The sequence below is a fragment of the Nocardia sp. CWNU-33 genome, assembly GCF_046764895.1.
Classification (GTDB): domain Bacteria; phylum Actinomycetota; class Actinomycetes; order Mycobacteriales; family Mycobacteriaceae; genus Nocardia.
On the sequence record NZ_JBKOQN010000005.1, the window covers coordinates 46458 to 71570 of the forward strand.

A 25113-nucleotide genomic window follows, 5' to 3' on the forward strand; every position below is an offset into this window, starting at 1 on the left:
CCGGTCAGTTTGGGGAGAGAAGGTTCTGAATGTATTCGGCAGAGATCAACCGGAAACAACCGGCGCTGCTGTTGCTTGCGATCGATCAGTCGTACTCGATGCTGGAGCTCTGGGCGGAGACGGGGCAGTCCAAGTCGGCGGCGCTCGCTGCTGCGGTCAACAACCTGCTGGGCAATGCGGTGTTGTTGTGCAGCCGCGGTGATGAGCGGGTGTACGGCTACTTCGAGCTCGGTGTTCTCGGTTACGGGAGCGAGGTGGGGCCGGTCCTGCACGGAAGTGATGCTGGTCATCTTGTTGTGTCTGTTGAACAGGTGGCGGATAACCCGCTGCGGGTGGACACGGTGACGCGGCGGGTGCCTGATGGCGCTGGCGGGGTGGTTTCGGTACAGCAGCAGATGCCGATTTGGGTGGACCCGGCGGCGAACGGCGCGACTCCGATGGTGGCGGCCTTCACTGCGATCGAGCCGGTGGTCGAGTCGTGGTGTGCCGCGCATCCGGAGAGCTTTCCGCCGATCGTCATAAATGTAACTGACGGCATGAGCACCGACGGTGAGCCGCGCGATGTCGTGAACCGTATTCGCGAGCTGGGTACAGATGACGGCCAGGTGCTGGTGTTCAACCTGCATCTGTCCGGGACGCCGAGTCAACCGGTGCGGTTCCCGAATTCTGCTGGAGGGTTGACTGATCCGAATGCGGCGATGCTGTACGAGCTGTCGAGTGAGCTGCCGCCGTCGCTGCTCGACGCGGCCTCCGCGATGGGCTATGCCGTGCAGCCAGGTGCGCGTGGGTTCCTGTACAACGCGGATGCGGCGACCGTGATCGACTTTCTCGATATCGGTACCCGCTCGGTCACGCCAACTGGTCTCGGGGAGCTGACCGAGGGTCGCGACGACGAGTCGGACGATGATGGCCCAGACGGAGAGAATGCTTGATGGCGGTGATCTCGGCCTTGTTGGGGTCGGTTGCCAAAGACGGCCGTGATGACGACGAGAACGAGGATCGCGCTGCCGCCGGGCGGTATCGGTTCGCGGTTGCCGATGGAGCGACAGATGCCGCGCGGCCGGAGGTGTGGGCGGAGATCCTTGTGGCGGCGTTCGTACGGACTTGGCCCACATCAGTGGGTGTGTTCGAAGCCCGAGAACTCGCTAGGCTGCGCGAGCAATGGCGTAGTGCGGTCTACCGTCCAGGGTTACCGTGGCATGCGACGATGAAGCTGGACTGTCGTCCTGCTGCGGCTGCGTTCGTGGGGGTGGAGATCGACGTGCTGCACGGATGCTATGTCGCGACGGCGGTGGGGGATTCCTGTGTCCTGCATGTTCGCCGTGGTGAACTGCTGAGTGCGGGGCCACTCGAGGACTGGCGACAGTTCGGGTCCTATCCTCCACTAGTAAAGGCGACAGCCGGGGACGAGACCTTCCGTACTGCGTTGTGGCGGTGTGAAAGTCGATACCAGCCAGGCGATGTCCTCATCCTTGCCACCGACGCACTCGCGAAGTATTTCCTGCGTCACTACGAGATGAGTGAAAAGCTCGACATCGACGAGTGCCGCGTCGAATCTAATGATGCATTCAGCGAATGGGTCGCGGACGCTCGCCTGCGCCGCGGCCTGGACAATGACGACACGACGATCTGCGTGGTGGCGCTGTGAGACTGCCCTCCCTGCTGCAATATCAACTGGCCGTGCAGAATCCGCACATCGCTTTCGCTCACGATCCCGAATTGTCCACCGGCGCACCGCGAGAGGACCGGTTCGGCATGCCGAAAATCGCCTCGGGCGGTTTCGCGGCGACGTTCGAGATCCGCAACGGTGGACAGCGGTGGGCGGTACGGTGTTTCCACAAGAATGATCGCGGCGACCGGCAACTACCGCAGCGTTACCGCCGCATCGGCGAATTCATCATGGCCAACCCACTTCTGGACTTCTTGGTGCCCGTGCAGTACCAGTCCGATGGAATCATTGTGGGCAGCAATACATTCCCGACCGTGCGGATGCGTTGGGTCGAGGGGACATCGCTAGGAGTATGGCTCGCAGACTGGGTTGATACCGTACATCCCGACCACGGCGAGCTGGAGACCGTCCAGGCCGCGATTCGTTCCGCGGTCAACACGTTGCAGCGGAACAATGTAGCCCACGGGGATTTACAGCACGGGAATATACTGGTCCGGCCCGATCTAGGGATCTGGCTGGTCGACTACGACGGGATGTATCTTCCGGAACTCGCCGAACTCGGCTCGATCGAACAAGGTCACCGCAACTACCAGCATCCCGACCGCGGTAGGCATTACGATCCGGTACTGGACCTGTTTGCTGCCGAGGCGATCGACTTGTCGCTGTCGGCTCTGGCCCGGCAGCCGCATTTGTGGGACACATTCGGCGGAACCGGTGAGAACCTACTGTTCAAAGCCACGGACTTCGCCGATCCCGAGAACTCCCAGGTGTTCGCGGAGCTACTGCGCATCGATGAGTTGGGCGATCGTGTGCGCAGGTTCCGGGACGCCTGTACATCGGGGTACACGGATATCGGCGGTGCGCTACGCGGAGCGCCAGTCGCGGTAACCATCGGACCTCGTCAAGCCGACGCAGGACTGGTCGTTGCCGGTGCTGACGCGGAGGAAATTCGGTCCCTCGAGGGCGCGGTTGTCACTGTGTTCGGAACGGTCGTGTCGACGAAGTTGCTGCAAGATGGATCGATAGCGCTCATCAATCTTGGCGTCTGGCAACAGGGCGATTTCACAATCGTCGGTTTCGATGAGGTTGCTGATGGCCTGTACGACAAATTCGGACGGAGCGGGCAGTACGGCGACTATCTCGCATTGAAGGGCAAGCGGGTCGCAGTCGAGGGCGTTGTCACCCGGTATTTGGGCAAATACTCGGCGAAGATGTGGACACCGCAGATTGTTCTCGAGCATGCCCAGTTCCTGCAGATACTCGATGATGCGCAGTTCGACGAGTATCTGCGCGAATCGCAGCGTCGGCCGGCGGAGGACGAACTATGTGAGTTACCGCCGGTCACAGCGGATTCCGTCCAGTCACCGCAAGTTGGCAGAGACGGAACATCGGTTCCGGCAACGCCTTCGACTTCTCCACCTGCGCAGCCTGCTTCAAAACCACAACGAGAAGTCGACCGTGAATTTGCCCGTAATACGCTGCTGGACAGGCGGTATCGAGACTGGGCGCCCTCTTCGCCACCTGCCGCTCCGCAGGCAAATCGGTCCGCTCCGTCGCAAACGCCGCCAGCCGAGAATCGCCCGCCGCCAGGCCGGTCACGCAACCCACGGGAAAATATCCCGCCGGTCAGGTCCCCAGGAACCTCCATGCCGCCGATCGCGAATCAGCCTCCCCCGGTTCCGCCGCAATACCGGCGGGACTACTTCGCGTTCCGGCTATCGCAACCACCCACGGCATCGGCTCGTCCGCCAATTCGAGGGAACCGGCGTCGCGTGTTCATCCTGATCATGTTGATCGCGGTTGTCGCTGGTCTCGCCCTTGCGTTACTGGCCTAGGCGGTAGCATCATCAGGTCGGCCTCGGGGTGTCGAACAGTGTCCACGCAGGTTGTCTTACCGCGGTGATTCCGTTGTCCGGATCATGGCGTAGCTGCGCGCTGCGCAGCATCAGTCGTAGGTGTCGAGCCGGATCGGCGTCTGGCACCGGACCGCGATCCAGCACATAGGCGGCCTTGCCGCCGTCGTCGCTGTTGACAACCACGTCGGTGCGATAGCCGCAGATGACCTCTCCCAGTACGGCTTTCGCGGTCGGTCCATCAAGCAATTGGAACAGGCGGTGTAGCAACGGATCTGGGGCCGCCCCGATCGTTTGCCCGTACTCGCCCGTGGGTTCGGCCGCCTCGAGCAGGGCACCGGCGACTCGGCGTTCCTGCCAGAGGCTCTTGTCACCAACGACGATCAGATGTGATCGAGCGCGTGTGATGGCGACGTTCCACAGGTTGAGCTGGTTGTCGATCCGATTGATGGAGCGTTTGGGCATGGTGCGGCCGGCGACGAGTGAGAAGATCATGACGTCGCGTTCGCCACCCTGGAATGTGTGGACGGTACCGACCTCGACGTCGGGGTAGTCTCTGCCGATCGCGGCCTGGATCGTGTCTGTCTGAGCCCTGAACGGCGTGACGACACCGACCGTGGCGGTCGCCGACAGTCCGCCGGATTCGAACAAGAAGGCAACGCATTCACGCACTTTCGCGACTTCCGCCGTATTTATCCAGGATCGGTTGGACCGGGGGTGCTCGGCGCGCCCGTCCGTCTTTACCCAGATGACCGCCGGGCGGGGCAGTGCCGGTCGCCCGCGCACATCGGTCATGACGGTCAGCTTGTCGTCGTAGAACAGGTCGTTGGCCACTGTCGCGATGCGTGGATGGCATCGGAAGTGCTCGTCCAGCAGTAGCGTTCGGCCGATGGCCCGTTCCGCAGCGCGGAATGTGGAGTGTCGTCGATACGAGAGCCGGTGGTGTTCGACCCACGTCGAGTCGATGCCCGCGCCGTTGCGTGCCCTGGCTTCGTCGTCGGTGGTGATATCGGCGATGTGTTCGAGCTGCATCGGGTCGCCGATGATCAGTGCTCGGCGGGCGCGGAATAGCAGCGGTAGCACATGTGGGATGGCGCACTGGCTGGCCTCGTCCACCACCACGAGATCGAACAATGCCGGATCGGGCGGGAAGCGGCGTGCGGAAAGAGTTGTCACCGCCCACGCACGAATAGATGGCAATGCAGCGCGGGTGGTCTTCCACTCGTCACGGGTGCGGAGATTTCGGAGCAGTTCGGCGATGCGCGGTCTGCCTCCGTAGGCCAGTGCGCGCACGGTCGCTGAGAACAGCGATTTCGACTCCGAGCGCACTGCCGATTCGCTATCGATGAAGTTTGCCGAAAGATCGGCATCGTTCGGCAGTTTCGACAGATCCGTGCGACAACTGAGCCACGTGTCTTCGGCGTTACCGAAGCCAGCGAGCGCTGCGCAAATATCGGCGGTGAGCTGAGTATCGATACTGATGTCCCAGCGCTTCAGCAGCCATTTCCGACGCAGCTCACCGAAGAATCGAGCATGCTCGGCCTTGGACGCCCGGGTTGCCACGGTGCGCGGGTGCACATGAGACAGGTGTTCGATGAGCTCAGGCGCCGTCGAGCCGAGATCGGCGGCATACTTCTCTCGGTCCTGTCCGGCTTGTAAAAGTGTGCGTTCGCAGGTTGCCTTGTGTGCCAACACATCCCGCCATTCGCGCAGGGATTCGTTCGCGCTGTGCAGGTGCATCGCTGCGGTCTCGACGTTTGTTCCGGGTGTCGGGGTATTCTTCAGTTCCTCCAGCCCTTGTGTTTCCAGGCTGCGACTGTCGACGTTCCCGGTCCGGATGACACTGCTCGGGACAACGTCGCGGCAGCGCTTGAACACCTCGTCCACCGCTTTGTTATTGGTGGAGGCCACCAGCACCGACTGCCCGTTGGCGACGGCGGTCGCAACCAGGTTTGCGACCAGCTGGCTCTTGCCGGTTCCCGGCGGACCTGTCGCGACGGTGAGGCGCCGAGTCATGGCCGAGCGGATCACCGCGTCCTGGGCCTCGTTACACGACAGCGGAGTCACCACCCGGACCGTCGCGGGGTCGCATTCCAGGGCAGGCTCGGTGCGCTCCGCCGGATTCGGGGACAGCGCGGCGAGCGCGGTACCGCGGATGGCGTCACATCGGGTTTCGATGTCGGCGAAGTCCTTCAACAACTTGCCGGTCGCGCCTGGACTACTTGCGACACGGAACAGGATCGCAGCATTGCGCCCACCGTCTTGCGGGGTATCCACATCGATGTGATCGAAAAGCTGATCCGGACGAGGCTCTTGGACGCACCCGAGGTCGAACTCGTCGGCGATCTTTCGTGCTTCGATCCCCATGCGATCGTGCTGTCGGGCATGCCAGCCGGGACGATAGGTCTCATTGAACATGGCGGCCTCTTCCTCACCCAGACGTTCCTCCGCGAGAGCCGGATGGGCGAGGATGTCACCGGTGGGTTGCAGCCGACGTTCACCGTCGACCTCTATCAGCTCGACGCGGCGAATCAGCAACGGCGCGAAGCGATGCGGGAGGGCGGTTCTTCGCCTATCGCGCGGCTTGACCACCATCGCGGGGTAACCAGCCCACAATTCGTCGTCGGCTTGGGCGGCCTTGGTCACCAGGTCGGCGGCTTCGCTCGGCACGGCGATGCGGTGATCGGCATCGACGTCCCCGCAGAGGATGCGTTCGACACCCGACAAACAAACGTAAGAGGTTCCATCGTCATCGACCGAAAGCCACGGTATCTGATACTGGTCCGTCTGCAGGCATCGTCGGTAATAGTCCAGCACGTTCGACCACGACGGTTGTAGTGAACTGGCGGCTTTCGCGGTCAGCGCCGACTGAGCGGGCCGCGCTGACAGGGGAGCCAGAGCGGGGGCGGGGCCTTGCGGGCACGAAGCCAGGATGATCCGATCGTCCACGCCGTTGGCAGACAGCACCGGTACCTGCGATGTATGGGCACGCATATACCGGTTTGTGTACTCGAACAAGTCCTGGACCGAAACCTGACCCGTGCCGTCCTTGCCGACCTTGCCGGTGCGCAATGCCTCGACCACCACGCCGGTGAACGCCGACGGCTCAGGACCATCCGGGGTGCCCGTGCCAGCACGTGATAGCTCGCCCGCCCGTGACGACGACAGCACATACACGCCGCGACTTTCCAACGGGGAATGACCACTGGTCTCGGCCCGTCCCTTCGCCGCGGGCTCCGGAAGCTCCGGCTCGGCTGTGCGGAATCCGAGTGCGAATCCGCCGCTGAGACAGCTGTCGATCATCACGATCTTCTGCGGCGCGGCGCACAACTCCAAGTGGTCGTTGACGAATCCGGAGCCGACCGCCGTATCCGCAATTCTGTCGTAATCGGTGTCGGTCGCTATGAAGTGAAACTCCCCACTGGATTGAACAAGTCGGTCACCGTGGCCGGATACATACAGCAGGGCAAGCTCATTCTCCTCGCATCCGTCGAAGAACTCAGCGATCTCGGCGCACATCTGCTCGGCGGTGAGATCCGCGCGCCGGATTACCGGCCAGAACCCGCCGATCTGGTTATGCGACAGCACCTGCTCCAACTGCCAGATGTCGGTCTGAACCGATGGAAGCGGCTCAAAACGATGGTCGGCGTAGGTCTCGTTACCGATCAGCAGCGCTCTACGGCGGGGAAGTCTCGTCACTGATCCGAGTCCTCCGGGCGATCGTCCGGGGCTTTCGTGATCTGCTCGGAGAACAACTCCACAAGGTGGATCTGACGATCATCGGGCTTGCCTGTCAACACGACCGAGTTGCCGTTGAACTCGAGTTGCACCTTCTTGTGCCGGTCCTGCCCGCACCACTGCGTGATCGCGGCGATCAACACCCGAGCGGCGGCATTCACCGACGCTACGCCGACGCCGGCCCACAGCATGAGTTCGGGGTCGGACACCCCTTTGTGCCCGTCGGTTCGTGATGGGGGATGTTCGACAAAGCCCGCATCGATCCCGTCGGTCGCGCACAGCCGCTGGCGTAGGTCTCGCGTGAGGCGCTCCCGGCGGAGCGTGTCACCTCCGACCTGAACCGTGATCCGCCAGTCGTCGCGGTCCATCGGGCCCCCTCCTCCGTCGGTGTTGCATTTCATTATGCATTGCTGCCCAACGTATTTCGTGTTACCGCGAGTACTTGCAGGAATCAAGGTCGTGGAGTGGCGATTGCTGGCGAGTGCCGGAGCCGCGAACGTACGACGACCCCACTTTGAAGATCGCCAACGCCCTCCCTGGCAATGACCGCCATGCCCACGCCGAAGGATGGGCTCGTCCGTAAGTCTTGGCCAACCCGGAGTTCCTGACGATGCCATGACTCCGCGGCGCGTATGTGGAGCTGTTGTTGCGCCGAGACGCTGGCTATGAGGCCGTCTCTTTTCACCGGAGGCATTCGACCGCAACCCGACCCGGGCACCACTACGCCGCGCTGCGACACTCGATACCAGTTCGTGCACGATAGATGCAGAAGCTGACGCCGTGCCGAGCTGCTACTAGGTCCTGCAGGGTCTACAAAACCTGTTGTCTGCGAGGGATTTCCGTCTCCTATGGCGGTCACTTGCATCGAGAAGGATATGTGGCAGCGGGCTCACGACCCGCTCCGTCTTCCGGCCCTCCCGCTATCGTGCTGCCGCGCGAGACGGGTCGACCAGCGCGATAGGAAGCCGATGAACGAGACCAGTGCCCCGTGCAACGAGAACGAAGATTGTCCGTGTGCCCGCGCCGACGATTCCATCCGTGCGTGCGCGTCCACCCCGGATCGCGGTCTGCGCCGTGGCAGCGCCCGACGTGCCGAATGCCTCTGCGGCCGCTGCCGAAGAACTTCTCGGGATTCTGGACTGATAGATGGAGGGTCATGACACGAGCGGTGGCCGGAAGCTGGCCACGTAATCCAATTCAGGCCGTGCCCTCGACCGCCGCGCTGCTCGAGCGCGATGCAGGCTGGAGGCGGACGCGATTCAGCATCGGCTATCTGGGATTGAGACATTTGGTGCGAGCCTGCGGGAATCCGGATCTAAGAAATTGGAGATGGCGTGGCACTCGCTGCCGGACGATGACCTGCCCCGTACGGGCGGTTGGCTCGCTACACCAATGCCAGGCCATCCGGGAATCATCGGCTGCCGAGGTTCGATCACGCTTGGATGTCGTTGTCCTCCTATATCTTCAACAGGTATGAGTGACAATCCCGCGGACCAGCGTCTAGCCGCGGAACAGCGTGCCCGGGTGCTGATCGACTCCCAGCTCGTCGCCGCAGGCTGGGTGGTGCAGGACCGGTGTGAGCTCAATCTGTTCGCCGCGCAGGGGGTCGCCGTGCGCGAGGCCGTCATGGCACGGGGACACGGCCGCGCCGACTATCTGCTCTACGTCGACAAGAAGGTCGTCGGCGTGATCGAGGCCAAACCCATGGGGACCCCCTTGTCGGGGGTGGAGTGGCGATCCTCACACGGTGACGCGATGGGCACGGTTAGCTCAACATTCAGTGTTTCCTTACTGAAGCTGTCTTCGTCCCTCCGGACTGAAGCTGTCTTCGTCCCTCCGGCAGATTGAATCTGTGCCACCGGCCAAGCAATCAAGATCAATAGGCCGCGCGACGACAGCAATGTATTTTGCTTTTAGGTCGCGGCTGACCAGTATATTGCCAGGTCAGAACACTGTTCGCAGTTTTTGATCTCATAATCCATTGGTCGTGGGTTCGAGCCCAACCCGCCCCACAAACACCCGCTGACCAGCGGGTTTTTGTGTTTCTGCCGGAAGAATCGGTGGACCAGGGAACCGCCGGAGTCCGAGTCGGTTCGCGGGGCGCTGATGGGACTGCGCGTGAGAATCGACGATTCACGATGGTGGCGAGCTGACCTCCGCCCACTCGGTCGGTGAGTAAGCCTGTACCGCTACAGCGCAAACATCTCCATCGGAGATGTACTCCGCCAGCGCTGTCTGCACCGCCAGCTGGCGTTGCACGCGGCTCATGCCCGCGAACACCTCGCCGACCGCAATCACAACGAACTGGTTGGGAGTGCCCGAGACCTGCACTTCCTGGAGCGACAACCTGGTTCGAAGCTTCGCTTCGAACTCGCTGAGACATAGACCGTGGTCGGGCCACTGGGATTCGCTGGTGCTCACCGTCTATACGCCCTTCGGGCCTTTGCCGTCACGGATCTTGGCGACGTACTCGCGGGTGAATCCGCTGTCGCGGGCGATGGCGGACGGGCCGACGTCGTCCAGTAGGGCGGCGCGGATCTTCGCGAAGAGTTCCGCGCGCGCCTTGTTGTAGTGCTCCCGCGCGGCGCGGATCGCGGCGCCGTGGTCGGCTTCCTCGGTCATGCCGTCAGGATGCCACAACTCTGTTCGCGAACATAGTTGACACCGCCCGAGCCGGAATGTGAACAATGTTCGCTAACATAGTTCACATTAAGGGGTCTGGCGTGACGCTACAGCGCGTCCTCCGGCCAGCCTGACGGAGCCGAAGTCCTTACCGCCTAAGGTCTGACTCGGTCCGCCCATCAGGGGCAGTTGAGTGGAGGGATTCGAAGAATGAAGTTCGAGAAAATCACTGCTGCCGTTTTTATGGCCATCTCGGCCGTGGGTATCAGTGCGGCAACCGCCCATGCAGAGTTGGCCGTAACGGAGCAGCCGACTGCGGTGAGTGCGGGGGACACGACTTCCGGTGTGGATCACGGAATCAATTACCAGATCACCGTTTCGCCAGTCGACAAGGTCACTATCCCCACCGTCGAGAATGGCAAGTTCGAGATCGCGCAGAACGGTACGGTGGTGCTCGGGTCCGGCGACGGAGCGGCGGTGACACCGACCCCGACGGCGGAAGATATTGCGCAACTGAACGACATCAGCTCCTACGATCGGCTCAAAGAGCAGATCAACAAGAACCTGCCTGGCGTCGTCGGCGGTGCCCTCGTGGGCGGTCTCCTCGGGGCGTGTATGCCTCTGATATGGGGGATCAGCATCCCCGTGGGTGCGCTGATCGGTGGAACCGTTGGCGGATACGTCCTGGGCGGCCCGGAGTTCCTCGAAGCCGTACAGGCGTTCGCCGCCGGCCAGCCGTGATCATGGGCAGGTGAAATAGCGGCCAACTGGGCAGGGGTTGAGGAGCATCTGCGAGAAATCGGGGTTCCGGTAGTAATCGCCGAGAATCCAACGAAGTTCGGCATATCTCCTGGTACGGGTGATCTATCGGCGGGGCCTCTTTGGACCCGGCGTCACGACCGATAGCGGTCACTCCGATATCCGCCCGATTTTCGGCGAGTACTACGGCGACCCCTTCCCTTTGGGGCGAGGTAAGAAAACGAGCAGGCAGGTCGCCGCTCTGGTTGCCGATGAGGGTTCACATCTCAATTGATTTCGGCGGTCAGGTCGGCGGTAGGGAGTGTTGTCGGACCGGTGCCCCACTTGGAAACCGAGTGGGGCACTTGTTCAAAGGCTGAAGATCGCTACCGCTATGTGGCGGCCTGGTCGTTCAGTTCTTGGCGGGCACGTGTGACACGGCGGTTCCAGACCGTGTCGTTGCGGATCCGCCAGAACCCGCAGTAGACCAATATCTAGAATCCGGGCCACGAGCAGATCGAGCGGGGGCGGTGACGATGACGGTCCAGGCCCAGAAACCCCTTCTCGGTGGTCAGACCAACCACCCGCTCTTTCGGTGGTGCTGGTAGTAGTCGTCCTCGTCGTCTAGATCATGCGGGGTGTATAGCGCATCCCGATTAGGCTTGCGTGTTCCTGGAATGACGTGGTCAGTGGGACCCGCAGGAGCGGGCCGGGGCTGTGGTGGTTCGGGCGTGAACGTATGTGTCGGGGGCGCAGGAGGTTCGACTGCGGCGGGAACCGGGTAGAGCGCATCCAGATCGGGGGCCTGTGGCGCCGTCTCGGATTCTCGAAGGTCTGGCTCCAGTGCATCGGATCGGGATTCGAACAGTGCACGCGCCGCTCTTTGCGTCGCCTGAACGATCGCAGTCTCCAACCGCATGACGGTGCTTCCACGAAAGACGCTCGGCGAAATATCAATGGCGGTAACGATTCCCATCGAATTCACCGTTGCTCGGATCGTCCGGTCGTTCGAAGTCCCGTGGCCGCCGACCTCCGCACGAAGGGCGTCAGGACGTGGTGCAGGAATCAGGGTTGCGGGCGACAGTTCCGGGTTCGCCTTCGCCAGGTCCGAGAAGTCTCTGCGGATCGCGTCGCTCGGCGCCGTCGCCTGTTTTCTGGACGGAGCTACATTGCGGGTGGCTTGCTGGATGGCCGCTACCAGCGAGCCAGCGAGGTATTGCGGACTGCTACGGCGAAAGACTTCTGGAGCGAGGCGCACTGTCTTCACCGCTCCGGTCGCACTGACCACGACTTCGACCAAGCCGTCCTGGGATTGTGCTGTGGCGGAGATAGAGGACAGTTGTCTGTTTGCCTCTTCCAGTTCGGCCTCCCGCCGATCGATCTCGGCCAGCAGAGCCTGGGGGTTGAACTCGTCCACGTCACACTCCCGCACCCGTATCTGTTGCCGTCGATGGTAGCTGCGGCCTGTGGAGTCTTGCGCACTGCCCTTGGGGATTGGGCGCGGTCGTATAGCATGTTTTGTCCTGCAACAAGATTGGGAGAGGCTACGTGGCCGATGTACTGAACGTGCCGCCGACCGAGGACTTCACGGCCTTCAACACATTGCTGGCCGAACAGGCCGAGCACTTCGCGCCGATGATCGACTGGGCCGGCAAGGAGTGCACGGAATCCGAAGGCTTGGATGGCCTCTTATCGCTCTTGAAGCCACATGTGCATGAGCCTGCGGATTTCTTCGCGGAAAAACTGAAACAATGCCAGGCCGGTATGGGGACAATCCAAGGGAAGATCACCATTGTCGACGACCGATTCGGCGCCCAGGATAGAGCCAGAGCCGCTGATATTGCGAAGCTTTTTCCCGATGACATCTCTTCTTTTCCGGATATCTCCGCGATACCGGGAGCGTCGTCACTAGGCAACTTCAATGACGAGAGTGTCACGCTGAAGGCACCCGAGAAGCCGGACTCGATCAACCAGGGCATGCTCGGGCATCTGGTGGAGTACCGTAGTCCACTCAAGGCTAAGGGCATCGGTGGAAAATGGTCAGCGGTAATGGGTGGTAATCATCTGTGGATCGCGGACAAGGCGTATAAGATGGTGACCGGGGACAGTCTCATAGATAAACTGTTCAAGCCCTTGGCCGGCGATTGGGATCGTCTCATGTATCTGCACGACGCATATGACACGCTGGGTGACGCGTGCTACACCGTCGCGGCGACATTGCGCAAAGGATCCTGGAAGCTAGGTGGTGAATGGCAAGGCGAGACGGGCAAGGCATTCGACTCGTACATGTTCCGCTGGACTAGTGGCATCGGTGGCATAGGGGATGGAGCAAAGGTGGTTGCAAATGCTTATAAAGCAGGTTATGAGGCAATTGTAAATCTGGTGAGGGTCGTCGTATCCGCGATCGATCGCGCCATCAGTACCGCCATCAAGGCGCTGGCTGAAGAAGCTCTGAAAATGATTGCCGGCGACGCGGCAATCATCGCCGTCGGCGGAGGCCCTGAAGACCCGCTCGCCGATATTGTGGCCGCAGCATGGACTGCCTGGCGAATGGTCAAGATATACGAGAAAGTCAAGTTGGTGGTCGGTATCGTGGCGACGATATACCAGACTTATCAATTGATCGAGACGGAAGCCGCAAAGATTTGGGATGAAGCGAAGCATTCCATCGAGGGCTTAACCACTAGCGTAAGTATCGGCAGCGTGGTCCAGGATGTCGAACAGTGCGGGTTTGCGTTCGAAAAGAACGCTGCGTGGATGCCGCTGCTCGGCGTCGGCCGGATGACGATGCTGCCTTCGGCGACGGGGTAGAAGGTGCTGGAAAATATTTCCGAGTTCAAAGTGGTCGCCAGACTTGGAGTCCGCGACACCACTTTTGACGTCTTGGTGCCCGGATCTGGTAGGCCCGTGGCTCGAATTCACCGACGCGACAAGTTGTCATCATTGGTCTGGGGTGATGATCTGGATTGCGACCTGGGTGTGTATACCGGGCCGAATCTCGACTATCGGGCCGGTTCAATCAATTCCCGCTCCGCATACGACGCGGACGGTAGAAGTGTCGGATATGTCGATTCCCGGAAGACCCGTTTGGGTAGCCTAGGTCGTATCCGAGAATTGTGCCAGGATGGGTTGGGTACACTTGTCGGGAAAGAAGTCGGCGCCAGCGCGAAGTTTATGAGTCGGCGCGGATTGGATTTTGTCCCACTCGCTGGTCTCGCAACCATGATCGCCAAGGTGGATGTTCATTTTCGCAGCGATTCAAGCCCTGGCTTCGATATGGTCAAGCCCTTCGGCCGGGCGGGGACCAACTACTTTTCTGTGCACGATGCCCGTATCAATCGGCTCCTGATGCTCTGCTGTATTTTCGAGGAATAGGCGAGCGTCAGCGGGGTCGGGTTGATCCAGCGGGCGATGGTGAAGTCGGTGATCGCGGTGAGCGGTGAGGTTTATCGACACCGTGATACCCCTTGTCGGCCAACACAATCCACCCACCCGCGACTACTCTGCCGTTCTCGTCGAGACGTCGGTGATCTTGGATTGCTGATACCGTGACGCGGCATTCGATCAACCGAAGGAGATTCGTTCCGTGCATCGTCGGGTGGCGCTGGTCGGTGCGCTGTTGATCGCCACGGCGGCGTGGGAGCGCCAGACGGGCGCCGACGAGTGCATCCTGGCGGTGGACGGTGCCCGCCTCACGATCGACCTCCAATACCGTGAGCGTGCAACGATTCCCGCAGAGGCACGGCAAAAGAGCTTCGACCGGTACACCGGTTTCGAGTACGAGCGTGGCGACGGCACGTTCATCGATATCGTTGTCGGAGAGGAGTTCTCGGGGGTGGAGAACCGCCGCAGCGCGCGCCTCGTGCCGATCATCAGGGTGCTCAGCAGAAACCCCGCCGTGGCACAGACGGTCGCATCCGCCGCGCTACAGCACCTGCCTCACTGACTGATATATATGGTGGCCGGGTCGTGGGTGGTAGTCGCGGCTGTGGTCGGCGTTGTCGGGAAAGTCGTCACCTGACGGGGCGAAGCGCAGCTGCTGACGGAAACCCCGACGGCCACTGCAAGGCCGATACCCCGACGAGCCTTGTCTTGGAGCACATTCGCTGAAATCCAGCACCGGCGAGGCGGTGCCGGGCTCTTCGCCCGCCGTGGGTGACTGGGTGGATCACCCACGGCGGGAACAGATTCAGGCGTCAGCCGGGACCGCCGAGCGGACGTTCGGGACAGGATGCCGTCCGACTCCTCGGACAGCGGCTGCGCGTCGGGGCAACCGGCGTGAGTCGTCCGCTGCTTTGAGGGTTTCGCATCATCGATCTGCCGATACCGACGGCAAGTATCAACCGTTGGTTCAACGATACCGTTAATGGTATGACTGCTGTTATCAAAGACGCCGCTCATGTCGTCGACGCTGCCACCGTCATGGGGTTGCTCCCGCGCCGGCCGCGGCTGCTTGCCTTAGGTGAGCCCACCCACGGCGAGGACGTTCTGCTCGACCTGCGAAACGATCTCTTCCGGCAACTCGTCGAGCAGGAGGGCTACCGGACGATCACGATCGAGAGCGACTGCATGATGGGACTGGTCGTGGATGACTACATCACCTCGGGTACCGGCATCCTCGACGAGGTCATGGAGCGCGGGTTCAGCCACGGGTGGGGCGCGTCCGCGGCCAACCGTGAGCTTGTGCGCTGGATGCGTGCGTACAACGACGGCCGGCCCGTGTCGGAGCGGCTGCGTTTCGCCGGTTTCGACGGCCCGCTGGAGATGACCGGAGCCGCGAGCCCTCGGCAGGCCCTCACCGCACTCCACGCCTACCTCACCGCCTGGGTTGACGCCGATCTGCTTCCCTGCACCGCGGAAACGCTCGACCGCCTGCTCGGCGTCGACGACCGGTGGACCAATCCCACCGCGATGATGGACCCGTCCCAGTCCGTGGGGCAAACGCCCGAGGCCAAACAGCTGCGGCTGCTCGCCGACGACCTGGTAGCCCTGCTCGACACCCAGATGCCACACCTGATCGCGGCGGACGACTGGGACCGGGCACGCATGTACGGTCGTACCGCCACCGGGCTGCTGCGGTACCACTTCTGGATGGCCGACACGTCACCGAGCCGCATGACGCGGCTCTGCGCGCTGCGGGATTCGATGATGGCCGCCAACCTGCTCGCCATCGCCGAGCGGGGCCCGGCGCTGGTGCACGCCCACAACGGGCATCTCCAGCGGGACAAGAGCAGGATGCAGATGGGCGGCCTGCCGCTGGAATGGTGGAGCGCCGGGGCGATCGTCAGCGCCCAGCTGGGCGAGGGGTACGCCTTCCTGGCCACGGCCCTCGGCACGATCCACCACCACGGTGTGGAGACCCCACCCCCGGACACCATCGAAGGGCTCCTGTACGCGCTCCCGGAGGACCGATATGTCGTCGACGTCCGCCGACTGGCCGCTATCCTCGGCGACGTGACGCCCGCTCCCCGCGTGTCCCCCTGGTTCGGCTACTCCCCACTGGACCCGGCTCACGTGGCTAGCAATGACGGGATCGTGTTCGTCAAGGACGCCCCGCCGAGCTAGCCCCTCAGCGTTCAGCGCCGACTGGCCGGCAACGGTCCAGGTGGCGATCGGGTGTCGTCGGCTCCGATGGACGGCCACCGTGTAGGGAGCTCCGCAGGCATATGCGGCGACGCTTGCGCCGAAGTCGAAGTCGAAGTCGGCGCGGGGCGCGTCGACAGTTGAAGCGCATGGCTCGGTAATGCATGACGTCAAAGTGGTAGACGGATCTGCTCGGGATCCTTGTCAGTTCGGAGGCCGCGCCAGCTGGGGTGGCGTAGCCCGTCACCGGTGAACTCTCGGTATTCGACATCACCGACCAGTCGGGGCCGGACCCAGTGTGCAGCACCAATGCCGGCCGGGGGTGGCTGGATGTCGAACGGGCTGTTCGGTTGTGTCAACGAGTCGAGCTCAGTGCGCAGTTGGCGGCGGGTGGCCATGGTGAATCCCGTCCCGACGTTGCCGATGTAGATGAGCCGGCCGGCGTTGTCGTAGGCGCCGAGGACGAGTGATCCGAATGTTGCCGCCGTCATCCTGGTGCCTGGCATCCATCCGGCGATGACGGCTTCGGTGGTCTTCCAGAATAGGGATTTGATCCAGGCCGGTGATCGGCGCCCAGACTGGTAGATGGAGGTGGTCTGCTTGGAGATGATGCCTTCGCGGTGATGCTCACGAGCCATCGCCATCAGCCGGGCGGCCTCCAGGTCCACCCAGAACGGTGGCACCGTGACCAGAGGTCCGGATAGTTCGAGGTCGTCCAGTCGGCGGCGGCGTGCGAGGTACGGCATCGCCATCGTCGACTCGCCGTTGGCAGACAATAGGTCGAAGAGATAAAGCTGGACTGGCACCGTGCGAATCAGTTCGTTGGTGGGGCGAGTGACGTGCATACGCGCTTGTAGCAAACCGGATGACGGTGTGCCGGAGGTGGTTTGCGCGACGATCTCGCCGTCTACAACAAGCTGCCGACTGCCGGACAGGGTGGCGAGCGCAAAGGCCAGCTCTGGGTAGGAGTCGGTGACGTCATGACGATTCCTGTTGTACAAGCGGCACTGGCCGCTCTCACAGAGAGCGATTGCGCGGGCGCCGTCCCATTTCATCTCGATGGCCCAGCCAGCCGTGTCCGGTGGTTGCCCTTCGACGGCCAGCATCGGCGCTGGCACTGACACCATACAATCAGCGTATCTCCAGCAATCTGCCTTCCGGGCCGGCGTTCGAGAATGCACCCATGTCACTCGGTGGTCGGGGCGGTGGCCTTTTTCGGTGTACATGCCGCTGACCGGACGCTTGGGCCTTCGCTCGACGTACTTCGGGTCGACGAGACCGTTGCCCAGTGTGGTCGACACGCAGCCGACTTGTCCCGATGGTGCGGACTTTCGGGCGCTGGGGTGGGTAGAGCTGCAGTGTGCCGGATCTACAAAGCAATACATGCCCGAATCCGGTGCTCAGGGACTTATTCTGCCCATGTGACAGGGGAACCGGCGGTCTCGGCGCGACCATTTCGGCGGCGGACGCCGCTGCTGGCTGTCGGTGCTGTGCTGGCGGCGGGTGGGGCCGCCACCCGACCGTTCAGTTGGTCGGCAACCGTGCTGGTGGTGGTGCCGGTGGTCGTGGTTTCGGTGCTGGCCTTCCGTGTGCGGCCCGTGCAGATTCCACGCACCACCCAGCTGCGGCGCGGAGTGGCCGTGTGGTCGACGCTGCTGGTCACGGCGTCGGTGTGGGAGGTGTATGCCTTTGCGCGGCAATCGAATTGGACGCGGCCGAGCGACGTACACCCGACATTGTCGACGCTGCTGGATCCGGCACTCGAGCAGTGGCCTCTGCGGTTCGCTGGATGGCTGGTGTGGCTGGGTGCCGGCTGGTGGCTGGTGTCGAGATGAGCGATCGGGTGATCGTCATCGTCGGGTTCGTGCTGGTGTTGGTGGTCACGCTCGGCGTGGTCGTGGTCACGCATGTGCGCCGGGATCTGGTCGCGCCCGTGGGTGAAACGATCGCGTACCTCACGCGCACTCGGGTGGTGAGGATTGCCGCTGTGCTCGTGTGGGCATGGGCCGGTTGGCATTTTCTTGCGCGGTAGGGGCAACCGTGACGATGTGGATTGGTCCCAGGTGGTGATCGACGCGGCGTCGGTGTGAGCGAACGAAAGGGGACGCCATGACCCGGGCCGAGCCCGGTCGACCGCGGTGAAGCCGGATCGAAGATCCATGTGCTGTCCGATCAGCGACGTGAGACACGGTCTACGCCGGCCTGATCGCGGCTCGGATCCGGGTAACGAGGTCGTTCAGCCGTTGCTGATGCGAACCCTCCCAGTAGATCCGGCCGCAATCCGGGCAGCGCCGGAAGGTGTCGTAGTAGCGGCGGGTGAGTGGTTCGAGCCGATCGATGATGTCCTGCTTGGCCACCGCGGTGACAATTCCGCCGCAACGCAGGCAGCGGCTGAATGGTGCCAGCCGATCGGCCAGGTCGAGCCGACGGATCACCTCGACGATCTGCTCGAACGGCCGATCCGAACGCACGAACACACCGTGGGTCACGTTGCGTCGCTCGAGAAGTCCGCGGTCACGGGTGAGCAAGACCCGATGCTCGGAGGCGGCTGTCTCGGCCAGCGCAGTGTCGTCGGCGGTCCACTCGTAGCGGGTGTCGAGTCCCATCAATCGCATGAGCCGTGCGAGCCCGCCGAGGTTGACGTCGACGACGAAACGTGGATCGCGGAGCGGGCGGGGACGCACTCGCGTCAGCGGTCCGATGTCCAGGGTCTCGAACATCGGGTAGGCGACGAGCCGATCGCCCGGCTGCGGGTGGTGGCCGAAGTCGACGGATTCACCGTTCACCAGCATCAGGTCGACCTCGGGGTGCGGAATACCGACTGCCTCGACGATGTCTTTCACGGTCTGGTGCGGACGGATCGGTCGCAGCTGCGTCGCATACCGCGCCTGCGGGTGCAGGAAGTCGTTCAGTTCGGCGTATACGCGCAGTTCGACACTGGCGGTCATACGACCATTGTCGTCCCGGGTTCGCAGTCCGGATCAGACCGGCGCGCAATCCCAGTTCGAATGGATAGCGGAGTCCACTGCCCCTGCATCGTGGTCGCCGGCAATGGGAGTAGTTCGTACCTTTGGTCGGATCTGCTCCTGGGTTACGCATTGATAGCCGCTCGACCTCAGCCGTTACCGTCAGTAACGTGTATCACAGCCCCTAATTTGCTGCAACGGTGCTGTGTATCGGATTCTGGCTCGCTATGTTCGATTTGCTGGTGTATCGGCGCATTTCGATGGGAATCGACGGAGGCGTCCGTAGCGGTCGATGCAGCAGTTATGAGCTGCCCTTCAGCTCGTACCGTCTCTGCGATCACCGAGAGGCGGATCTCGGATAGTCGGCGCCGGCGGGTAGCGGTTCAGCCGTGGTCCCGGCGGCGCCGACCCCAGAAGGGGCAATGGCATCGGCTTCGGCCGGCGAGCGTTTCGTCGGCCGATGTGGCACTCGGGTGAGTACTGTTCGAGCAATGGCGATTATCGCGAACATCCTGGTCGGCTTGGTGGCCGTGTTGCACGCGTACATCCTGGTGCTGGAGATGTTTTTGTGGGAGAGGAAGCCCGGGCGGGAGTTGTCCGGGTTCGATGCCGAGATGGCGAAGGCGACTGCGCCTTTGGCTGCTAATCAGGGGCTTTACAACGGGTTTCTGGCGGCGGGGTTGGTGTGGGGGTTGATCGCGGCGGACCCGACGGGTTTCCGGGTGCAGGTGTTCTTCCTGGCGTGCGTGGTGATCGCCGGGGTGTACGGCGCGGTGACGGCGAATCCTCGGATCTTGTTCGCGCAGGCGGTGCCTGGGGCTGCTGCGCTGACCGCGGTGCTCATCGCGGGCTGACCGGGCCGGGCATGTGATGCCCGATTCGATCCGATGGTCGTCGAAACATGTTGTGCTGGTTCGGATGGTCACTCAGGACCGGAAAGGATCGGGATGATCACCTCACGGGTCATGGCCGCGGTTGCGGCATTGTCCGTCGCGTCAGGCCTGATCGGGGGAGCAGAGGCGGCGCAGGCGACGCCGACCGCCTGTGCTGCGGGAAATCCCCTGCGGCCCACCGCGGAACTATTCGCGACCGACAACACCGCAACCATCACCGATCCCGATGATCAGCGGCTGCGCACGCGGCTGGATGGGTTCGAACTCGCGGTCGACGGGATCGCGGTGCAGAACATCGGCCTTCCCGTGGGTTCCACACTGGTCAGCGGCGTCTTCTGGTCCGAAGAGCGACAGCAGGCGACCTACGAGCGCTCGCGCGAGTTCCACCTGGCCTGTGTCGACGCCGCCGATCTGCATCGCATCGCCGATCAGGTGTGCACCCGCTTCCATCAGGAATCGGTGCTGACCTTCCAGCATTTGGCGCCGAGCGCACCGGAAATCGACGCGTTCACCATCGAGGTTGCCGGTGTCGATGTAGACCGATTCCGCGACGCCTTGGTCGCCGACCCGACCGCAAGGGACCACCTCGTCGGCGGCTCCATCACCGACCGAGGCACCCTCATCCTGGTCGCCGACCTCACCGACCTGACCCTCACGCAGCAGTTCGTCACCGGCATCGGCGGCACCTGGACCCCCGACTCCCTCCGCTACGGCGACCGCGAATTCGTCGCCTGACATCCTTTCCGGCGAACGGGCGCTGGCAGAGGCGAACGGGTGAGTGGCCGCGCAGCCAGGTCCTGTTCCTACAGCGGGGTTGCGGGAGTGGTGTTGACATCTGAAGTGGGAGCTGTTGGCATGTGGGCGAAGGGACTTGGTCGGGACTCGGAGTTCGGTTGGTTCGCGCCTGTTGTCGGGGCCGGTTCGGTTGGCGCCGGCGTTGGCGGCCGACATGTCGAAAGGCTTTGCAGGACATGATTTTCAGGCGTCAGAAGTGGATTGCTCCGGCGCGGGCGGGGATGGTGGGGGTCCTGCTCGCCGGGGCGCTCACGATGGCAGCGGCACCGGCGGTGGCCGCCCCCGGCAGCGGCTCGGCCGCGCCGGCCGTGTCCGCGGGGACGGTGATCGAACCGGCGATCGACTGCCTGCCCAGCAGTGCCCGACCGAATCCGGTAATAGTGCTGCCGGGTGCGGACGGTGGCACGGCGGACACCGCGGCACAATGGGGGCCGATGGTTTCGGCGCTGCGCCACGAAGGGGCCTGCGCGCTGGTTTTCCAGGGCGGAATCGTCGACGGAAAGCGATGGGCGGGCGACATGCCCAGCGCGGCTCGGCAGCTCGCGCAGTTCGTCGCGAAGGTCAAGGCGACCACGGGGGCGGCCAGGGTCGATATCGTCGCGCACTCGGCGGGCACGTTCGTCGCGAACTACTTCGTCAAGGTGCTCGGGGGCGCTGCGGAGGTGCCGAATATGGTGCTGCTGACTCCGGAAGCTCGTGGTTGCGACGGCGTCGGTTTCCTTGCGCAGTACGGGTTGAAGGACTTGCCGATTACGCCGGTGCAACTCGTGACGGCGCTGCCGTTCCTGGTGCCGGTGCTGTCGACGTTGATGCCGAGCATGGCCAATGCGCTGCAGCTGACTCCGGCCTCCGAGGTCTACAAGGCCGTCATGGACGGACCGCTGGTGCAGCCGGGCGTTCGGTACTCGGTGCTGGCGACGAAGAACGACGGGGTCGCGACACCGCCTGGAGTGTGCTCGTTCATCACCGAACCGGGTGTCACCAACGTCTTCTACGAAGACCTGTTCCCCGGTAGCCCCGCTGTCGACCACTCGACCGTTCGGTCGAGCCCGGACACCGCGAAATGGGTTGTCGAGCAGCTCTACTCGTAATCGCGCGACACGGGCGGGTCGGTCACTACTGGTAGGAGAATCGGTGGGCACGGTGCTCGTCAAGGGGCAGAACGGGTCGCTCGCAGTGGCGACGGCCGTGGTGTCGGTTCGGCTCGCCGCGGCGGCCGACGTTTCGGGGCTGCTGGTGACCGAGTCCGGCCGGGTGCGCTCCGACGCCGACTTCGTGTTCTTCAATCAGCCGAGCGCGCCCGGTGTCGAGTTACGGCCGGGAATGCCTGCGTCGCTGGCGGTTTCCTTCGCCGATGTCCCTGCGGATGTCGCGCAGATCCGGGCGGTGATCACCCTGGAAGATTCGACGGCTACTTTCGGGCAGGGTGCGCCGCCGGTTGCTGTCGTCGGTGATGACAGCGGAAACATGTTGTACGAGTACGTGATCGATGGTCTCAGCACCGAGTCGGTGGTCGTCGCACTCGAGTTGTACCGACGCAATGCCGAATGGAAGGTTCGGGCCGTCGGGCAGGGCTATGCAGGCGGATTTGCGGCTTTGGTCGTCGACCACGGCGTTAGCGTGGACGACGAGCCGCCCCCGGCGGCGATGGGACTGCCGGCGCTCGAGGTGCAGTCCGCGCCTGATGCGACACGTGTGCCTGCGGTCTCCAGCAGAGCGGGCGATGGCGCCGCAGCGATCGTGTCCGCACCCCCGACGCAGCCAGGGACTGCGGCGCCCAACGCCCTCGATGTGCGCACCGTGCCCGGTGAGGAGAAGCTGTCGTTCGAGAAGCGCGGCCGGCTGGACATGCGCAAACGAGAAGTGGCGAAGGTGTTGATCACCAAGAACGCCTTCGGGGTTCGCGCGCGCGTGGTGCTGGTCATCGACAAGACCGGCAGCATGATTCGGCAGTATCGGCAACAAGTGGTGCACCGGGTGGTGCAGCGGATGATTCCGGTGGCCACACAGCTCGATCACGATGGGACGCTGGAGGCGTATCTCTATGCGTTGTCGTTCGCGAAGCTGCCCGACATCACGGTCGAGCACAGCGAGCAGTGGGCGCAGACGTTCCTGCATCTGTCCGGCACGCACGCCGGAATCAGCTACGATGCGATGGGCGGCCGCAACGACGAGTTGCCGATCATGCGCGACATCATGGCGTCGCTGCGACCCGAAGATCCACCGACGCTGGTGCTGTTCTTCACCGACGGCGGCTTCGCCAAGAAACGCGAGATCGCCGCACTCATGCGGGAAGCCTCACGCCTGCCTGCCTTTTGGCAGTTCGTCGGTCTCGGCAAGGCCAACTACGGTCTGCTGCGCTCGCTCGACGAGATGCCCGACCGGCTTGTCGACAATGCAGGCTTTTTCGCCCTCGACGACATTGACCAGGTCGACGACGCCCAGTTGTACGGGCGGCTGCTCGGCGAATTCCCGGACTGGATCCGCGCGGCGAAAACCGCAGGAATCCTGCATTGATTCGCCTGCGCAGCCACTACCCGATGGCGGCGCGGCCGTGCGTCAGCCGATGACCGCGTTCATGATGGTGCCCGCGCTGGTGGCGACAACACCGCCGATCATGGCTCCGGCCACCATCTTCGGTGATTCCAGGCCGCCGCCGGACCACTTCTCCCAGGCGAAACGGCCGCCCGCGTAGATGATGGCGCAGACACCGGCCAAGAGTACGAACCAGGTCAGGTAGCGGACCAGTTGGAGGAACTTGTCCGAGATGGGCGGGGCTTCTGGGGTCGGATTGCCGATCTGTGCCCAGGTGTCGTAAACGGCGGCCAGGATCATCGTGGTGCTGCTCATTCTGGATGTGGGACAGGATGGATTTCGCTCACAGGGATGGTATCGGTTAATCCGAAGTGGCGCAGGCACGCCGAGGCAATAGTGCATCGCGCGACACCTTGCGGATGCCGATGCCGATGCCGATGATGGGTAGCGCGTGTGGTCGAACGGTGGCCGCCGCGAACCGGTGATCTCGCCGATGGGGGTGATGCTGCCACTGTGGGGGCTGGTCCTGGAGCGAGACGAATTCGCCGGTGTCCGAACAACTGTCGACCGGAAGAGCAGACCGTGAGCACCATCCTGATGTCGGTTGCAGACGCTTTCGCCACACTGGCGCAGGTCGGTAACCCGACCCCCGAAGCGCCGCCCCTCTCGGACAAGATCATGCAGCTGGTGCGGTACATCACCTGGTTCGCCACCCTGTCCGGGGTCCTCAGCATCATTTACGCCGGTGGCCACTTCGCCTGGGAGAAGTGGTCCGGCGGCGGCCTGGAATCACCGAAGATGGTGGCCGGAGCCATGATCGGCGGTGTTGTCGCCACCAGCGCGGGCACGATCATGAACGCTGTCATCGGCGCCTGAGCCGGGCATCCGGTCAGCAACTGCAGGCGGCTCGGGGGTGGCATGCTCCGGTCAGGCGGCTTCCTCGCCTTCGCGCAGCCCGGCGCGGTTGTCGGCGGACGGCGTCCGACAGCGCCGTTACGGTTGTTGGTGATGAGCGTGGTGGAGTCGAATCGCAGCTACGGCGGCCTGCCGGTGGCGCAGCGTCGAGCGCAGCGCCGCGCGCGGTTCGCGGAGGCGGCGTTGTCGGTCTTCGCCGAAAGGACCTACGCGAAGAGCTCGGTCACCGATATCTGTGCTGTTGCGGGACTGTCGCGCAGGCAGTTCTACGAGGAGTATGCGAGCCGCGAGGAACTGCTGGTCGCCGTGTACGACGACATCCAGCAGGACGCGCGCGCGGCGGTGCGCACCGCGGTCGCGTCGGTGGGATCGGCAGATCTGTCCGCGATCATCGTCGCGGCGGTGACCGCGTATGTGTCCGCCATGGCGACCGATACTCGGCGGGCGAAGCTGGCTTTCGTGGAGATCGTGGGGGTCGGCGCCGAGGTCGAAGCGCATCGGCTGCTGGTGCGCCGGGAATGGGGCCAGGTACTGGCCGAGCTGGCGGGTGCCGCCATGGTGGCGGAGCTGCCCTCCGGCGGCCTGCGGATGGTGACCACCGCCTTCATCGGCGCGGTCAATGCCACCGTGCATCAATGGAGCCTGGACGATCCACGTCCGCCGATTGCCGATCTGGTCGACGTTCTGACGACCATGCTGCTCGCGCTGATGGCCCGTATCGCGGACGTTGCGCGCTAAAACCGCAGGTCCGGCAAATATGTGGCTATACTTCCGCCTGGATCTCTCGAAAGTGTCCGGCTCGATCG

Annotated in this window: 25 protein-coding genes and 1 pseudogene; 18 read left to right on the forward strand and 8 right to left on the reverse strand. The window is 63.3% G+C overall.

Going from position 1 to position 25113, the window contains the following annotated elements; genetic code table 11:
- Positions 1-29: 29 nt before the first annotated feature.
- From ACLMAL_RS07990 to ACLMAL_RS08000, 3 genes are read left to right on the forward strand one after another with little or no spacing between them, the layout of a single operon-like run.
- Entirely contained in the window at positions 30-932 is a 903-nt protein-coding gene (locus tag ACLMAL_RS07990) for a VWA domain-containing protein (protein WP_411998490.1), read from the forward strand.
- The gene (locus ACLMAL_RS07995; protein WP_411998491.1) at positions 932-1648 is read left to right on the forward strand and encodes a protein phosphatase 2C domain-containing protein; all 717 of its coding nucleotides are present in this window, start codon (positions 932-934) and stop codon (positions 1646-1648) included. The genes ACLMAL_RS07990 and ACLMAL_RS07995 overlap by 1 nt, the downstream gene beginning before the upstream one ends.
- Positions 1645-3504, forward strand: coding sequence for a hypothetical protein (locus ACLMAL_RS08000; protein ID WP_411998492.1), 1860 nt, complete (start codon positions 1645-1647; stop codon positions 3502-3504). The genes ACLMAL_RS07995 and ACLMAL_RS08000 overlap by 4 nt, the downstream gene beginning before the upstream one ends.
- Before the next feature lie 12 nt (positions 3505-3516).
- On the opposite strand, the gene ACLMAL_RS08005 is transcribed toward ACLMAL_RS08000, so the two are convergent.
- Together ACLMAL_RS08005 and ACLMAL_RS08010 are read right to left on the reverse strand one after the other, a co-directional pair.
- Positions 3517-7221 carry an AAA domain-containing protein gene (locus ACLMAL_RS08005; RefSeq protein WP_411998493.1) on the reverse strand — a complete coding sequence of 1235 codons (3705 nt, stop codon included), beginning with the start codon at positions 7219-7221 and terminating at the stop codon, positions 3517-3519.
- Complete coding sequence (locus ACLMAL_RS08010) at positions 7218-7628, reverse strand: hypothetical protein (protein WP_411998494.1); 411 nt, start codon at positions 7626-7628, stop codon at positions 7218-7220. Before ACLMAL_RS08010 ends, ACLMAL_RS08005 begins: the two co-directional genes overlap by 4 nt.
- Before the next feature lie 1105 nt (positions 7629-8733).
- On the opposite strand from ACLMAL_RS08010, the gene ACLMAL_RS08015 reads away from it, so the two are divergent.
- Positions 8734-9108, forward strand: a complete 375-nt coding sequence (locus ACLMAL_RS08015) for a hypothetical protein (RefSeq protein WP_411998495.1) — start codon at positions 8734-8736, stop codon at positions 9106-9108.
- A 285-nt stretch (positions 9109-9393) separates the two neighbouring features.
- Here the strand turns inward: ACLMAL_RS08015 and ACLMAL_RS08020 are convergent, their stop codons facing one another.
- Together ACLMAL_RS08020 and ACLMAL_RS08025 are read right to left on the reverse strand one after the other, a co-directional pair.
- Entirely contained in the window at positions 9394-9681 is a 288-nt protein-coding gene (locus ACLMAL_RS08020) for a BolA/IbaG family iron-sulfur metabolism protein (protein WP_411998496.1), read from the reverse strand.
- 3 nt (positions 9682-9684) lie between these two features.
- Positions 9685-9882, reverse strand: a complete 198-nt coding sequence (locus ACLMAL_RS08025; protein WP_411998497.1) for a hypothetical protein — start codon at positions 9880-9882, stop codon at positions 9685-9687.
- A 210-nt stretch (positions 9883-10092) separates the two neighbouring features.
- Here ACLMAL_RS08025 and ACLMAL_RS08030 point away from each other — a divergent pair, with 210 nt between their 5' ends.
- The gene (locus ACLMAL_RS08030) at positions 10093-10623 is read left to right on the forward strand and encodes a hypothetical protein (protein ID WP_411998498.1); all 531 of its coding nucleotides are present in this window, start codon (positions 10093-10095) and stop codon (positions 10621-10623) included.
- 568 nt (positions 10624-11191) lie between these two features.
- On the opposite strand, the gene ACLMAL_RS08035 is transcribed toward ACLMAL_RS08030, so the two are convergent.
- Positions 11192-12037 carry a YbaB/EbfC family nucleoid-associated protein gene (locus ACLMAL_RS08035; RefSeq protein WP_411998499.1) on the reverse strand — a complete coding sequence of 282 codons (846 nt, stop codon included), beginning with the start codon at positions 12035-12037 and terminating at the stop codon, positions 11192-11194.
- A gap of 131 nt (positions 12038-12168) precedes the next feature.
- On the opposite strand from ACLMAL_RS08035, the gene ACLMAL_RS08040 reads away from it, so the two are divergent.
- The 4 genes from ACLMAL_RS08040 to ACLMAL_RS08055 all read left to right on the forward strand — a co-directional run bounded on the left by ACLMAL_RS08040 (position 12169) and on the right by ACLMAL_RS08055 (position 16185).
- Positions 12169-13431: a hypothetical protein gene (locus tag ACLMAL_RS08040; protein WP_411998500.1), complete on the forward strand. Its 1263-nt coding sequence runs from the start codon at positions 12169-12171 to the stop codon at positions 13429-13431.
- 3 nt (positions 13432-13434) lie between these two features.
- Positions 13435-13995 (forward strand): hypothetical protein, encoded by a 561-nt coding sequence (locus tag ACLMAL_RS08045; RefSeq protein WP_411998501.1) that lies wholly within the window; start codon positions 13435-13437, stop codon positions 13993-13995.
- 223 nt (positions 13996-14218) lie between these two features.
- Positions 14219-14566: a hypothetical protein gene (locus ACLMAL_RS08050; RefSeq protein WP_411998502.1), complete on the forward strand. Its 348-nt coding sequence runs from the start codon at positions 14219-14221 to the stop codon at positions 14564-14566.
- Between the two features lie 425 nt (positions 14567-14991).
- A complete protein-coding gene (locus ACLMAL_RS08055) occupies positions 14992-16185 on the forward strand; it encodes an erythromycin esterase family protein (RefSeq protein ID WP_411998503.1) in 1194 nt (397 codons plus the stop codon).
- Between the two features lie 188 nt (positions 16186-16373).
- Here ACLMAL_RS08055 and ligD read toward each other — a convergent pair whose 3' ends face one another.
- Positions 16374-17330 (reverse strand): non-homologous end-joining DNA ligase, encoded by a 957-nt coding sequence (gene ligD, locus ACLMAL_RS08060; protein ID WP_411998504.1) that lies wholly within the window; start codon positions 17328-17330, stop codon positions 16374-16376.
- A 294-nt stretch (positions 17331-17624) separates the two neighbouring features.
- Between ligD and ACLMAL_RS08065 the strand changes: the two genes are divergently transcribed.
- The 3 genes and pseudogenes from ACLMAL_RS08065 to ACLMAL_RS08075 all read left to right on the forward strand — a co-directional run.
- Positions 17625-18038: a hypothetical protein gene (locus ACLMAL_RS08065; RefSeq protein ID WP_411998505.1), complete on the forward strand. Its 414-nt coding sequence runs from the start codon at positions 17625-17627 to the stop codon at positions 18036-18038.
- Positions 18035-18235: a DUF6186 family protein gene (locus ACLMAL_RS08070; protein ID WP_411998506.1), complete on the forward strand. Its 201-nt coding sequence runs from the start codon at positions 18035-18037 to the stop codon at positions 18233-18235. Before ACLMAL_RS08065 ends, ACLMAL_RS08070 begins: the two co-directional genes overlap by 4 nt.
- A gap of 37 nt (positions 18236-18272) precedes the next feature.
- A pseudogene (locus tag ACLMAL_RS08075) lies at positions 18273-18376 on the forward strand (IS5/IS1182 family transposase); the annotation flags it as partial.
- A gap of 19 nt (positions 18377-18395) precedes the next feature.
- Here ACLMAL_RS08075 and ACLMAL_RS08080 read toward each other — a convergent pair.
- Positions 18396-19151, reverse strand: coding sequence for a Mut7-C RNAse domain-containing protein (locus ACLMAL_RS08080; RefSeq protein WP_411998507.1), 756 nt, complete (start codon positions 19149-19151; stop codon positions 18396-18398).
- Between the two features lie 509 nt (positions 19152-19660).
- Here ACLMAL_RS08080 and ACLMAL_RS08085 point away from each other — a divergent pair.
- From ACLMAL_RS08085 to ACLMAL_RS08100, 4 genes are all read left to right on the forward strand, one after another.
- Entirely contained in the window at positions 19661-20023 is a 363-nt protein-coding gene (locus ACLMAL_RS08085) for a DUF1304 domain-containing protein (protein WP_328411040.1), read from the forward strand.
- Positions 20024-20116: 93 nt separating this feature from the next.
- Positions 20117-20797: a hypothetical protein gene (locus ACLMAL_RS08090; protein ID WP_411998508.1), complete on the forward strand. Its 681-nt coding sequence runs from the start codon at positions 20117-20119 to the stop codon at positions 20795-20797.
- A 236-nt stretch (positions 20798-21033) separates the two neighbouring features.
- Entirely contained in the window at positions 21034-21948 is a 915-nt protein-coding gene (locus tag ACLMAL_RS08095) for an esterase/lipase family protein (RefSeq protein ID WP_411998509.1), read from the forward strand.
- A 43-nt stretch (positions 21949-21991) separates the two neighbouring features.
- Complete coding sequence (locus tag ACLMAL_RS08100; protein ID WP_411998510.1) at positions 21992-23374, forward strand: vWA domain-containing protein; 1383 nt, start codon at positions 21992-21994, stop codon at positions 23372-23374.
- Between the two features lie 42 nt (positions 23375-23416).
- Here ACLMAL_RS08100 and ACLMAL_RS08105 read toward each other — a convergent pair whose 3' ends face one another.
- Positions 23417-23692, reverse strand: a complete 276-nt coding sequence (locus ACLMAL_RS08105) for a hypothetical protein (RefSeq protein ID WP_328412847.1) — start codon at positions 23690-23692, stop codon at positions 23417-23419.
- A gap of 282 nt (positions 23693-23974) precedes the next feature.
- Here ACLMAL_RS08105 and ACLMAL_RS08110 point away from each other — a divergent pair, with 282 nt between their 5' ends.
- Both ACLMAL_RS08110 and ACLMAL_RS08115 read left to right on the forward strand, forming a co-directional pair.
- Positions 23975-24268, forward strand: a complete 294-nt coding sequence (locus tag ACLMAL_RS08110; RefSeq protein WP_411998511.1) for a hypothetical protein — start codon at positions 23975-23977, stop codon at positions 24266-24268.
- A gap of 42 nt (positions 24269-24310) precedes the next feature.
- Entirely contained in the window at positions 24311-25045 is a 735-nt protein-coding gene (locus ACLMAL_RS08115; RefSeq protein ID WP_411998512.1) for a TetR/AcrR family transcriptional regulator, read from the forward strand.
- The last annotated feature ends 68 nt before the right edge of the window (positions 25046-25113 follow it).